10 protein-coding genes and 4 tRNA genes are annotated in these 12,637 nt (G+C 71.2%); 8 read left to right on the plus strand and 6 right to left on the minus strand.

The features are described from left to right. Positions 1-80 precede the first annotated feature (80 nt). Together ACFYUZ_RS07760 and bldC are read left to right on the plus strand one after the other, a co-directional pair. Positions 81-941, plus strand: a complete 861-nt coding sequence (locus tag ACFYUZ_RS07760; protein ID WP_389306975.1) for a hypothetical protein — start codon at positions 81-83, stop codon at positions 939-941. 584 nt (positions 942-1,525) lie between these two features. Further along, positions 1,526-1,732, plus strand: a complete 207-nt coding sequence (gene bldC / locus ACFYUZ_RS07765) for a developmental transcriptional regulator BldC (protein ID WP_003949541.1) — start codon at positions 1,526-1,528, stop codon at positions 1,730-1,732. A 341-nt stretch (positions 1,733-2,073) separates the two neighbouring features. Here the strand turns inward: bldC and ACFYUZ_RS07770 are convergent, their stop codons facing one another. The 3 genes from ACFYUZ_RS07770 to hrpA all read right to left on the minus strand — a co-directional run bounded on the left by ACFYUZ_RS07770 (position 2,074) and on the right by hrpA (position 6,514). After that, a complete protein-coding gene (locus ACFYUZ_RS07770) occupies positions 2,074-2,265 on the minus strand; it encodes a DUF6274 family protein (protein ID WP_389306976.1) in 192 nt (63 codons plus the stop codon). 126 nt (positions 2,266-2,391) lie between these two features. Then, positions 2,392-2,465 (minus strand) — tRNA-Asp (locus ACFYUZ_RS07775). A 68-nt stretch (positions 2,466-2,533) separates the two neighbouring features. After that, positions 2,534-6,514, minus strand: a complete 3,981-nt coding sequence (gene hrpA / locus ACFYUZ_RS07780) for an ATP-dependent RNA helicase HrpA (protein WP_389306977.1) — start codon at positions 6,512-6,514, stop codon at positions 2,534-2,536. 112 nt (positions 6,515-6,626) lie between these two features. Between hrpA and ACFYUZ_RS07785 the strand changes: the two genes are divergently transcribed. From ACFYUZ_RS07785 to ACFYUZ_RS07795, 3 genes are read left to right on the plus strand one after another with little or no spacing between them, the layout of a single operon-like run. Then, positions 6,627-7,034, plus strand: a complete 408-nt coding sequence (locus ACFYUZ_RS07785; protein WP_389306978.1) for a hypothetical protein — start codon at positions 6,627-6,629, stop codon at positions 7,032-7,034. 60 nt (positions 7,035-7,094) lie between these two features. Beyond that, the gene (locus ACFYUZ_RS07790) at positions 7,095-7,838 is read left to right on the plus strand and encodes a DsbA family protein (RefSeq protein WP_389306979.1); all 744 of its coding nucleotides are present in this window, start codon (positions 7,095-7,097) and stop codon (positions 7,836-7,838) included. Further along, on the plus strand, positions 7,835-8,668 hold the full coding sequence (locus ACFYUZ_RS07795) for a cytochrome c biogenesis CcdA family protein (protein WP_389306980.1): 834 nt from the start codon (positions 7,835-7,837) through the stop codon (positions 8,666-8,668). The genes ACFYUZ_RS07790 and ACFYUZ_RS07795 overlap by 4 nt, the downstream gene beginning before the upstream one ends. 135 nt (positions 8,669-8,803) lie before the next feature. On the opposite strand, the gene ACFYUZ_RS07800 is transcribed toward ACFYUZ_RS07795, so the two are convergent. From ACFYUZ_RS07800 to ACFYUZ_RS07810, 3 genes are all read right to left on the minus strand, one after another. Beyond that, positions 8,804-8,877, minus strand: a tRNA-Phe gene (locus tag ACFYUZ_RS07800). Positions 8,878-8,899: 22 nt separating this feature from the next. Then, a tRNA-Asp gene (locus ACFYUZ_RS07805) sits at positions 8,900-8,973 on the minus strand. Positions 8,974-9,013: 40 nt separating this feature from the next. Next, a tRNA-Glu gene (locus ACFYUZ_RS07810) sits at positions 9,014-9,086 on the minus strand. 104 nt (positions 9,087-9,190) lie between these two features. On the opposite strand from ACFYUZ_RS07810, the gene ACFYUZ_RS07815 reads away from it, so the two are divergent. The 3 genes from ACFYUZ_RS07815 to ACFYUZ_RS07825 all read left to right on the plus strand — a co-directional run. Next, positions 9,191-9,541, plus strand: a complete 351-nt coding sequence (locus ACFYUZ_RS07815) for a metallopeptidase family protein (protein ID WP_389306981.1) — start codon at positions 9,191-9,193, stop codon at positions 9,539-9,541. A gap of 289 nt (positions 9,542-9,830) precedes the next feature. Beyond that, entirely contained in the window at positions 9,831-10,448 is a 618-nt protein-coding gene (locus ACFYUZ_RS07820; protein WP_389306982.1) for a hypothetical protein, read from the plus strand. Between the two features lie 197 nt (positions 10,449-10,645). Continuing rightward, positions 10,646-12,637: DEAD/DEAH box helicase (locus ACFYUZ_RS07825; RefSeq protein ID WP_389306983.1), on the plus strand; the 1,992-nt coding region annotated here is incomplete at its 3' end.

Here is a 12,637-nt window from a genome sequence, read left to right on the forward strand (position 1 = left end):
TAAGTCCTACCTGGGCGTAGATCGGCCGCAGTGCTGAGGATCACCCCCTCCGGGGGTACCTCCGTGGAAGGATTTGCGACATGTCGGTCGCCTCCACGGTCCCCGTTCCCTACGCGTCCTACCTGCGGGTGTACGAGCCGCTGGCCGCGTTCCCCGAGCCGGAGCGGTCCCACTGGGCGCGGTACGCCCGCCGGGCGCGCGTCCCGGGGGCGCAGGAGGAGCTGCGCCGTTCGCTCGCGGACCTGCTCCCGACGCCGCCGGTGCCGGTGCCGGTCCACGAGAGCGGGGAGGCCTTCGTCGCGCACCTGGACGGGGTGGTGGTGATCTGCCCGTGGCGGACCCGGCTGCGCGGCTGGCTGGCGATGGAGGAGCTGGCGGCCGGTCCGTACCCGGCGGCGGTGCTCGACGCGATGCTGCCGCCGGTGGTGCGCGCCCAGGTGGCGAGCGACTACGAGCGCTGGCTGAGCCGGAACCCGGACGCGCGGCCGTGGATCCGCACGGGGGTCTGGCAGGTGCCGCTGCGCTGGTTCGCGCTCTTCGGGGACGAGGAGCGGGAGTACGAGCCGGGGGACCCCGGGAGCACGGCCGAGGGGCGGGCGCCGGTGCTGCGCTACCGGACGACGATGGCCCAGGCGCGGCGGCGGCTCGCGCGGGCGCTCAAGGCGCTGCGGGAGTCGATCGACGAGGGTCCGATGACGCGGGGGCTGGTGGAGGTGGGGCGCTGGCTGGAGGAGTTCCATCCGCGGGCGCTGGTGGAGCTGGACTTCGGCGGTCTGGTGCACGCGTTGCCGGCCGGGTGGCTGGCGGAGGACCGCTCGGCGGCCCAACTGGCGGAGGGGATCGCCGCGCTGCGGGACGGGGACGGCGAGGCGGCGAGCGAGGTGTACGGGCGGCTGGCGGAGCGCTGGCGGGCCGTCAGGGACCTGCGTTTCGCGAACTGACATCAGTCGGACAAGTTCGTCAGGTCGGTATCGACAAGACATGTCCGGCGGGTGTAAATGATCTTCGAGGCGGGTGGCCGGTTTCGGTGGCCGGATCGATGCGCGTTCGGTCGGTCGGGGCTTTCGTACCGGTGGCGCGGGGACGTTGGTCCCGATCCGGGCCTTTGGCTCAAGCGTGACGGACAGCACGTAACGCACCCTTGCGCCCATCACCCACCCTCGTGCCAAAATAGGACAAGGAGTCCGGGGAGGGTTCCTTCCGCCCAAGTTCGGGCGGAACGCTCAGCATTGCACTCTATGGGGGGTCTGAGGACTCCTGATCGCTCTGTGACTGATCGTCACAGTGGCGTGACTGTCCGTTATGGCATGGTCAGTCGACTTCCGCCGCTGATGAACACCTGCGAGGGCAATTCCATCGGTTTGGCCGACGCGGCTGGACGGATGGTGTAGTTGTAGTGCCGAGGACAAGCCGTTCGTCCTATAACCGACTCGACCCGCTTCTGCCATTTCGGGCATGGCGGGTCAAGGTGCAGAATTTAGAGGAAAGAACCGAGATAGGTTCGGTTCTCCCGAGGAGGCCGCTCATGACCGCTCGCACCCCTGATGCCGAGCCGCTGCTGACCCCCGCCGAGGTTGCCACGATGTTCCGCGTGGACCCGAAGACGGTTACCCGTTGGGCGAAGGCGGGCAAGCTCACGTCCATCCGCACCCTGGGTGGGCACCGCCGGTACCGCGAGGCCGAGGTTCGCGCCCTGCTGGCGGGCATTCCGCAGCAGCGCAGCGAGGCCTGAGGTCGCGCAGAACCCTGCAGCACCCTGCAACACCCCGTAACACCGGGCCCTTCCGGATCCCCCAATCCGGTCGCCCACCCCTAGTACTGCCGACGGGCTCCTGCCCCAACAGGTCTCCGTCAACGATCGCGCTGGACTCCGCCGGGTCCAGCGCGATCTTTTTTGTGCCCGGCGCCACACTCCTTGCGGGGTGGTGCAATTGCACATATTAAATCCGGGCAGTGTAGGGAGGGTGTAAGTGCAGGGGTTTCTGAAACTCCTTCAGTGACTCCCGTCACACCGGCGAAGTCTTGCCAAGGAACAGCCTCCCACTTCGCGGAAGGCCCCCAACCCGCCACAGGTCACGGGTCGGTGGGACTTTCGTCCTCGGCGGCGTCCGCCGGCTCCTCGGGCTCCGGGGCCTCCATGGCGAGCCGCAGGAGGCGATGGCAGACCGGGCACTGACGGGTGAGGTGCCCGTACCGCGACGCGGCCGCCAGATGGGCGCGCAGCAGCGCGCGGGTGTCGTGCCGTGCTGCGGACGCCGCGGCCATGCGCGACCACCTCCGGGTGTGGGCCCCCGATTCCCTGATGTCCGGGGTACCGGCGGGCGCGCGACCCCGTCAAGACACGGGAACGCAACGAAGGCCCGCATCTCACGATGCGGGCCTTCGTAGAGGCGATCCTGACGGGACTTGAACCCGCGACCTCCACCTTGACAGGGTGGCGAGCTAACCAACTGCTCCACAGGACCTTGGCTGCGAGAGAGACTGTACAGCAGGTCAGGGGGTCTGGTCGAACTCACCCACGGCAAGGGTCCGGTTACGGCACCGCCGCGTCGATCGCCTTCACGATCCGCTTGTCCGAGATCGGGTACGCCGTCCCCAGCGCGTGGGCGAAGTAGCTCACCCGCAGCTCCTCGATCATCCAGCGGATGTCGGTGACCTCGGCCGGCACCGGACGCCCCTTCGGAAGCTGCTCCAGGAGCCAGGCGTACTCGTCCTGCATCTCCTGGACCTTCTCCATCCGGGTGGTGTCCCGCTGGACGCCCGTCGGCATCTGCTGGAGCCGCCGGTCCACCGCCACCAGGTAGCGCATCAGGTCCGGCAGCCGCTTCAGACCCGTACGGGTGACGAAGCCGGCCGGCATCAGCCAGGCGAGCTGCGCCTTCACGTCGGTCAGGTTGTTGATCAGCGCCAGGCTGTTCGTCGACTTCAGCCGGCGCTCGCACGCCTGCCAGGCCGCCAGGATCTGCTGGACCTGGCCCACCGTCCGCACCGTCGTGTCGACGAGGTCCGCGCGGACCCTGTCGTACAGCTTCCGGAAGGACTCCTCGTCCCAGGCCGGGCCGCCGTGGTCCGCGATCAGCTTGTCCGCGGCGGCGGTGGCGCAGTCGTCGAAGAGGGCCTGGATCGAGCCGTGCGGGTTCGACGACAGGGCCAGCTTCTGCTGGTTGGTCAGCTTCTCCGAGGCGAACTTCGCCGGGTTCACCGGGATGTTCAGCATGATCAGCTTCCGGGTGCCCCGCCACATCGCCTGCGCCTGCTCGGCCTCCGAGTCGAAGAGCCGCACGGCCACGGACTCGCCCTCGTCGACCAGCGCCGGATACGCCTTCACCGGCTGCCCGCCCCGCTTGGTCTCGAAGACCTTCGTGAGCGTCCCGATCGTCCAGTCCTTGAGGCCCGTGCGCTCCAGGGAGGGCCCGGAGCCGTCCGGGCCGCCCGTCGCGGCCGCGGCGGCCTTGGAGAGCGCCTGACGGGCCTTGGGGCGCAGCTTCAGCCGCAGCGTCTCCAGGTCCTTGTCCTCGGCCAGCTTGCGGCGCCGCTCGTCGACGATCCGGAAGGTCACCTTGAGGTGCTCGGGGACCTTCGCCCAGTCGAAGTCCTCGGCCGTCACCGGGACGCCGACCATCCGCTGGAGCTCCCGGGCGAGCGCGCCCGTCAGCGGCTCCTGGACGGGGACCACGGAGTCGAGGAAGCGGGTCGCGAAGTTGGGCGCCGGGACGTAGTGGCGGCGGATCGGCTTCGGCAGGGAGCGGATCAGCTCCGTGACGACCTCCGCGCGCAGCCCCGGGATCTGCCACTCGAAGCCCTCGTCGGTGACCTGGTTGAGCACCTGGAGCGGCACGTGGACGGTCACGCCGTCCGCGTCCGCACCCGGCTCGAACTGGTAGGTCACCCGGAACTTCAGCGCGCCCTGCCGCCACGAGTCCGGGTAGTCGTCCTTGGTGACCGCCCCCGCCTTCTCGTTGATGAGCATCTCGCGCTCGAAGTCGAGGAACTCCGGCTCCTCGCGGCGCTTGTGCTTCCACCAGGAGTCGAAGTGGGCACCCGACACGACGTGTTCGGGGACGCGCTTGTCGTAGAAGTCGAAGAGCGTCTCGTCGTCGACGAGGATGTCCCGGCGCCGGGCCCGGTGCTCCAGCTCCTCGACCTCGGTGAGGAGCTTGCGGTTGTCCGCGAAGAACTTGTGGTGCGTGCGCCAGTCGCCCTCGACGAGCGCGTTCCGGATGAACAGGTCGCGGGAGACCTCCGGGTCGACCCGCCCGTAGTTCACCTTGCGGTCGGCGACGATCGGGACGCCGTACAGCGTCACCTTCTCGAAGGCCATCACGGCCGCCTGGTCCTTCTCCCAGTGCGGCTCGCTGTACGTCTTCTTCACCAGGTGCTGCGCGAGCGGCTCGATCCACTCGGGCTCGATCCGGGCGTTGACCCGGGCCCAGAGCCGCGAGGTCTCCACCAGCTCGGCGGACATGACGAAGCGCGGGGGCTTCTTGAAGAGCGCCGAACCCGGGAAGATCGCGAACTTGGCGTTCCGGGCGCCGATGTACTCGCCCCGGCCGCCCTCGCGGCGGGAGCCGTCCTTGGCCCCGGAGCCCTCCTTGGACTCCTTCACGTCCTTCAGGCCGACGTGGGAGAGCAGACCGGCGAGCAGGGAGACGTGCACGGACTGCTCCGGCGCGTCCTCCTCGTTGACGTGGATGCCCATCTGCTTCGCGACCGTCCGCAGCTGGGCGTAGATGTCCTGCCACTCGCGGATGCGCAGGAAGTTGAGGTACTCCTGCTTGCACATCCGGCGGAAGGAGCTGGAACCGCGCTCCTTCTGCTGCTCGCGGACGTACCGCCACAGGTTGAGGAAGGCGAGGAAGTCGCTCGTCTCGTCCTTGAAGCGGGCGTGCAGCTGGTCGGCCTGCGCCTGCTTCTCGGAGGGCCGCTCGCGCGGGTCCTGGATGGAGAGCGCCGCCGCGATGACCATGACCTCGCGGACACAGCCGTTCTTGTCGGCCTCCAGGACCATCCGGGCGAGCCGGGGGTCCACGGGCAGCTGCGAGAGCTTCCGCCCCTGCTGGGTCAGCCGCTTCTTCGGGTCCTTCTCCGTCGGGTCGATCGCCCCGAGCTCCTGGAGGAGCTGGACGCCGTCCCGGATGTTGCGGTGGTCCGGCGGGTCGATGAAGGGGAACTTCTCGATGTCGCCGAGGCCGGCCGCTGTCATCTGGAGGATGACGGAGGCCAGGTTCGTGCGGAGGATCTCCGCGTCCGTGAACTCGGGGCGGGTGAGGAAGTCGTCCTCGGAGTACAGGCGGATGCAGATGCCGTCGCTCGTACGGCCGCAGCGGCCCTTGCGCTGGTTGGCGCTGGCCTGGCTGACCGGCTCGATCGGGAGGCGCTGCACCTTGGTGCGGTGCGAGTAGCGCGAGATGCGGGCGGTGCCCGGGTCGATCACGTACTTGATGCCGGGGACGGTCAGGGAGGTCTCGGCGACGTTCGTCGCGAGGACGATCCGGCGGCCGGAGTGCGCCTGGAAGACCCGGTGCTGCTCGGCGTGGGAGAGCCGCGCGTACAGCGGCAGGATCTCGGTGTCGAAGAGCTTCTTCTTGGTGAGCGCGTCCGCCGTGTCGCGGATCTCGCGCTCGCCGGAGAGGAAGACCAGGACGTCGCCCGGCCCCTCCTTCTGGAGCTCGTCGACGGCGTCGCAGATCGCGGTGATCTGGTCCCGGTCGGCCTCTTCGCTGTCCTCTTCGAGGAGGGGGCGGTAGCGGACCTCGACCGGGTACGTGCGGCCGGAGACCTCGACGATCGGGGCGTCGCCGAAGTGCCGGGAGAAGCGCTCCGGGTCGATCGTCGCCGAGGTGATGACGACCTTGAGGTCGGGGCGCTTCGGCAGCAGCTGGGCCAGGTAGCCGAGCAGGAAGTCGATGTTGAGGGACCGCTCGTGGGCCTCGTCGATGATGATCGTGTCGTACGCGCGCAGCTCGCGGTCCGTCTGGATCTCGGCGAGCAGGATGCCGTCCGTCATCAGCTTCACGAAGGTCGCGTCGGGGTTCACCTGGTCGGTGAAGCGGACCTTCCAGCCGACGGCCTCGCCCAGCGGGGTCCTCAGCTCCTCGGCGACGCGCTCGGCGACCGTGCGGGCGGCGATCCGGCGGGGCTGGGTGTGCCCGATCATGCCCCGGACGCCCCGGCCCAGCTCCAGACAGATCTTCGGGATCTGGGTGGTCTTTCCGGAGCCCGTCTCACCGGCGACGATCACGACCTGGTGGTCGCGTATCGCCTCCAGGATCTCGTCCTTCTTCTGCGAGACGGGCAGCTGTTCGGGATACGTGACCTGGGGAACGCGGGCGGCGCGCCCGTCGACGCGCTCCTTGGCCTTGGCCGCCTCGGCGGCGATCTCGTCCAGGACGGCCGCGCGGGCCTCGGGCTTGCGGATGCGGCGGGCGCCTTCGAGACGGCGGCCGAGCCGGTGGGAGTCCCGCAGCGAGACCTCGGCCAGGACGGACTGGAGGGCGGCGAAGGAAGTAGACATACGGGATCCAGGATCGCACCTGCGGACGAGAAGCGGCGAACCCATTTACGAAGGGGGGCGGGCGTCGGTGCGTAGTATTTCGGGCATCTGGCCCGGACCGGAGAGGTTTCGCATGTCCCGCACCACCCGCGCGGCGGCGGCGCTCGCCGCGCTCCTGGGCCTGGTGCTCTCCTTTCTGATCTGCGGCGCCTCCGCCCCGGACGGCGCGGCCCCGGCCTTCGGCGCGGCTCCGGGCCCGGCGCCGGCCGTCGCCACGGTCCCGGCCGTCGCCACGGTCCCGGTCGTCCTCGGTGCCGCCGTGCCCGGCTGCGACCCGGGCCGGGCCGTCGACGAGGGGGCCGGGAGCCCCGTCGTACCGCCGCGGGCGCACGGCTTCGCCGAGCTGCTGCCGGCCCTGGCCGCCGACCGGGTGACGCCCGCGGTCCGACGGCCGGACGCGGTCGGTCCGGCCGCCCCGCCGGGCCGGGAGCCACCCGCGCGCGTGCCGACCCCCGTGGAGCTCTCGGTCCTGAGGGTGTAGGCGGACGGCCCTCTTCCGCCGTCCTTCCCTCCTCCCTCCCGCCCTCAGGAGCGCTTCCGCATGTCCACGACCGCGTCCAAGCCCAAGTCCATCGCGATCATCTCCGGGGTCGCGGCCGCCGCCGTGCTGCTCGGCGTCGTCTCGTACACCGCCACCAAGCCCACGCCCCCCGGCGCCTCCGGCTCCTCGTCCGTCGCCGAGGTCTCCGCCGACCCCTCCGCCGGCGTCTACGCCGAACTGGAGGCCTACGCCCGCCGCGACGCCTCCGACAAGCTCGCCCTCGGCCGCGTCGACGCGCCCGTCGTGCTCATCGAGTACGCCGACTTCAAGTGCGGCTACTGCGGGAAGTTCGCCCGCGACACCGAGCCCGTCCTGGTGGAGAAGTACGTCGAGAACGGCACCCTGCGCATCGAGTGGCGGAACTTCCCGATCTTCGGCGAGGAGTCGGAGACCGTCGCCCGCGCCTCCTGGGCGGCCGGGCAGCAGGGCCGGTTCTGGGAGTTCCACAGGGCCGCCTACGCCGAGGGCGCCAAGGAGAAGGGCTTCGGCAAGGAGCGGCTGGCCGCCCTCGCGACCGAGGCCGGCGTGCCCGACCTCGCCCGGTTCACCGAGGACGGCGACAGCGCGGCCGCCCGGGAGGCCGTACGGAAGGACCAGGAGCAGGGGTACGCGCTCGGCGCCTCCTCCACCCCGTCGTTCCTGATCAACGGCCGGCCGATCGCGGGCGCCCAGCCCCTGGAGACCTTCACGGAGGCGATCGAGGCGGCGGCGAAGGCCGCGAAGAAGCCGGGTGCCGGCCAGTGACCTCCGGCATCGGCTACTTCGCCGCCTTCCTCGGCGGCCTCCTCGCCCTGCTCAGCCCGTGCAGCGCCCTGCTCCTGCCCGCCTTCTTCGCGTACTCGATCGACACGCGCGCGAAGCTCGTGGCCAGGACCGGCATCCTCTACGCGGGCCTGGCGACCACCCTCGTCCCGCTCGGCGCGGCCGGCTCCCTCGCCGGCCGGTTCTTCTACGGCCACCGGGACCTGCTCGTCACCGCCGGCGGCTGGCTGATCGTCGGCCTCGGCGTCCTCCAGATTCTCGGCCTGGGCTTCACCTCCCGCCGGATCGCCGAGGCGAGCGGCCGGATCCGCCCCACGTCGGCGCTCTCCGTCTACGCCCTCGGCCTGGTCTACGGCCTGGCGGGCTTCTGCGCGGGCCCGATCCTGGGCAGCGTCCTGACGGTGGCGGCGCTGAGCGGCAGCCCGGCGTACGGCGGACTGCTCCTCGCCGTCTACGCCCTCGGCATGGCCGTCCCGCTGTTCGTCCTGGCGCTGCTCTGGGACCGGTACGAGCTGGGCCGGCGGCGCTGGCTGCGCGGCCGGCCGCTCCGTGTCGGCCGCTTCGAGGTCCACTCCACCTCGCTGCTCTCGGGCCTGCTCTTCATCGCCCTCGGCACCCTCTTCCTGGTCTTCGACGGGACGACCGCGCTGCCGGGCCTGCTCTCGGTGGACGACTCCTTCGCCGTGGAGGAGCGGGTCGCCTCGCTGGGCCGTTCGGTGCCGGACTGGGCGCTGCTCGTCGGCGTCGTGACGACGGTGGCGGCGGTGTTCGCGGCGCGGGGTCGCAGGAGCCGGCGGCGCGAGGAGATCTGAGCCGTACGGGGGAGGGGCGCGGGCCCCTCCCCCGTACCTCTGTCTCCCGGTGTCTCCGGGTGCCTTGCGGTGTCTCCCGGTGTCTTGCGGGAACACGAAGAAGGCCCCGTTCTTTCGAACGGGGCCTTCACTCTGTGGCTGGGGCCGGGGTCGAACCGGCGACCTATCGCTTTTCAGGCGATCGCTCGTACCAACTGAGCTACCCAGCCACGAAGCTGTTTCCAGCTTCAGCGACTCTGACGGGACTTGAACCCGCGACCTCCACCTTGACAGGGTGGCGAGCTAACCAACTGCTCCACAGAGCCTTGCTTGTGTGTGCGTACTAGTGTCGCACACGGTAATGCGTGCCCCCAACGGGATTCGAACCCGTGCTACCGCCTTGAAAGGGCGGCGTCCTGGGCCACTAGACGATGAGGGCTAGAGGCTCACCTGCGCACTTCTCAGTGCGTCGGGGACGTGAGAAGCATATGGGATGCCGGCCGCTATCGCCAAAACGGATTCCGGGCGGGGGAGAATGGGCCCGTGCTGGAGATGACGCGCGAGGAGTTCGAGGAGCTCGTCGCCGAGGCCCTGGACCGGATTCCGCCGGAGCTGACACGGCTCATGGACAACGTCGCCGTGTTCGTGGAGGACGAGCCCTCCCCGGACGATCCCGAGCTGCTCGGGCTCTACGAGGGGACGCCGCTGACCGAGCGCGGCGAGTGGTACGCCGGGGTGCTGCCCGACCGGATCACGATCTACCGGGGGCCGACGCTGCGGATGTGCGAGTCGCGCGAGGACGTGGTCGCGGAGACCGAGATCACCGTCGTGCACGAGATCGCCCACCACTTCGGCATCGACGACGACCGGCTGCACGCGCTCGGCTACGGCTGAGCGGGGCGGGCACGGGCGGCGGCCGGACGAGGTGAGGTGAGTCGCTGCCGGAGCGGGGGCGCCGGCCGGATCGGGCGGTGGGGCGTGGCCGGATCGGGTGGCTTCGGCCGGATCGCGTGGCCGTGCGGGGGCCGTGTCCCTTGCGGTGCCCGGGGAGTTGGGCAGTGCGACCCGTTCCGTTCCTGCCCGTTGTGTCCTGGAGGTGCCCCCCGTGCGCCATTTGCCCACCCCGGTGAGATGGGCCGCCACCGCGCTGGCCGTCGCGGCCTGTGCCGGTCTGAGCGGCTGTATGAGTGTGAGCGACGAGGGGGCGAAGCCGACGCCCGGCGCGTCCGGGGGGAAGCACGGCGCGGCGGCCGAGGGCGACGGTGGCGGCGGGGCCCGGGGCGGGGGCGGCGGGTCCTGGAACGGCCGGCCGGAGAAGGGCGGCCCGGTCCCGGCCGGCGCGGGCAAGGAGTCCCCGGTCCCGAGCGGCTCGCCGTCGGGCACGGCGAAGCCCTCGCCGGGCGCGGTGCTGCCGGTGGAGGGCCCCGGCGGACCCGCAGGGCCGTCGAAGTCGCAGCCGGCCGGCGGCGGCCACGAGACCACGGGCGGCGGCTCCGGCGGGGGCGGGGGGAACGGCGGCAGCGGGGGCAGCGGCGGCGGGGAGAACGGCGGCAGCGGCGGAGGCGTCGGGGGTCAGGACGGCGGCGGGGCCACGCCCACGCCCGAACCGACCCCGCCGAGCCCCGAGCCGACGCCCGAGCCGACCTCGAACCCGACGCCCGAGCCGACCCCGGAGCCGACCTCCGATCCCGCCGACCCGCCGCCCTCCGGAACCGACACCCAGATGGGCGCGATGCGGGCGGCGGACGGGCCGGGGGCACCCCCGGAGCCGATGGCATCCCCGCAGGTCGGCCCGGTGTGACGTAGTCCGATTTGCCACAGGTGGGGGAGGGTGCGTATGGTGGTAGATCGTTTGATCCCATTGCCCGGCGCCGACACAGAAGAGCGCCGCGTGGCGCGTACTCTCCCTAGCCGTGGCTGACCGCATCGAGGCGGTCGATTTGCGAAACACGGAGTTGACGGGCGCGTGCCGAGACTCCGGAAGGTTTCGCATTTCGCATGTCCATTTTCAGTTCTGACCACGCCGTCATGCCCGAGAACGACGAGATCGTCGAGGCCGTAGAGGCCACCGAGACCGTCGAGATCGAGGCCGACGACACCGGCGCCGAGGCCTCCGTCGAGGAGTCCGCCGAGCCCACCATCACCTTCGGCGACCTCGGTCTCCCCGAGGGCGTCGTGCGCAAGCTCGCGCAGAACGGCGTCACCACCCCCTTCCCGATCCAGGCGGCGACCATCCCGGACGCCCTGGCCGGCAAGGACATCCTCGGCCGCGGCCGCACCGGCTCCGGCAAGACCCTCTCCTTCGGTCTGCCCCTGCTCGCCACCCTGGCGGACGGCCACACCGAGAAGAAGAAGCCCCGCGGCGTCATCCTCACCCCGACCCGTGAGCTCGCGATGCAGGTCGCGGACGCCCTCCAGCCCTACGGCGACGTGCTCGGCCTCAAGATGAAGGTCGTCTGCGGCGGCACGTCCATGGGCAACCAGATCTACGCCCTGGAGCGCGGCGTCGACATCCTCGTCGCCACCCCGGGCCGCCTGCGCGACATCATCAACCGCGGCGCCTGCTCCCTGGAGGCCGTCCAGGTCGCCGTCCTCGACGAGGCCGACCAGATGGCCGACCTGGGCTTCCTGCCCGAGGTCACCGAGCTGCTCGACCAGATCCCCGAGGGCGGTCAGCGCCTCCTCTTCTCCGCCACGCTGGAGAACGAGATCGACACCCTCGTCAAGCGCTACCTGGTGAACCCGGTCACGCACGAGGTCGACCCGTCCGCCGGCGCCGTCACCACGATGACCCACCACGTCCTCGTCGTGAAGCCGAAGGACAAGGCCCCGGTCACCGCCGCGATCGCCGCCCGCAAGGGCCGCACGATCATCTTCGTCCGCACCCAGCTGGGCGCCGACCGCATCGCCGAGCAGCTCCGCGACGCCGGTGTGAAGGCCGACGCCCTGCACGGCGGCATGACCCAGGGCGCCCGCACGCGCACCCTGGCCGACTTCAAGGACGGCTACGTCAACGCGCTCGTCGCGACCGACGTCGCCGCCCGCGGCATCCACGTCGACGGCATCGACCTGGTCCTCAACGTGGACCCGGCCGGCGACCACAAGGACTACCTGCACCGCTCGGGCCGCACCGCCCGCGCCGGCCGCTCCGGCGTCGTGGTCTCCCTGGCCCTGCCGCACCAGCGCCGCCAGATCTTCCGCCTGATGGAGGACGCGGGCGTCGACGCCTCGCGCCACATCGTCGGCGGCGCCGGCGCCTTCGACCCGGAGGTCGCCGAGATCACCGGCGCCCGTTCGCTCACCGAGGTCCAGGCCGACTCCGCGAACAACTCGGCCAAGCAGGCCGAGCGCGAGGTCGTCGACCTGACCAAGCAGCTGGAGCGCCTCCAGCGCCGCGCCGTCGAGCTCCGCGAGGAGGCCGACCGTCTGGTCGCCCGCGCCGCCCGCGAGCGCGGCGAGGACCCGGAGGCCGCCGTCGCCGAGGTGACCGAGGCCGCCGAGGCCGAGGTCGCCGCCGCGGCCGTCGAGGCCGAGCGCGCCGCGAAGGCCGAGGAGCGCCGCGAGGAGCGTTCGACGTACCGCGACGAGCGGGGCAACTTCGAGCGCCGTGACCGCGGTGACCGCGGTGGCTTCAACCGTGACGACCGCGGCGACCGCGGTGGCTTCCGCGGCGGTGACCGTGGCGGCTTCCGCCGCGACAACGACCGTCCGTCGGGTGGTTTCCGTCGTGACGACCGTCCGTCGGGCGGCTTCAACCGCGACGACCGCGGTGGCCGTTCCTTCGAGCGTCGTGACAACGACCGTCCGTCCGGCGGCTTCCGCCGTGACGACCGCCCCTCCGGCGGCTTCAACCGTGACGACCGTGGCGGCTTCCGCCGTGACGACCGCCCCTCCGGTGGTTTCCGTCGTGACGACCGTCCGTCGGGCGGCTTCAACCGCGACGACCGCGGTGGCCGTTCCTTCGAGCGTCGTGACAACGACCGTCCGTCC

The organism is Streptomyces sp. NPDC004266 (genome assembly GCF_042874095.1).
GTDB lineage: Bacteria > Actinomycetota > Actinomycetes > Streptomycetales > Streptomycetaceae > Streptomyces.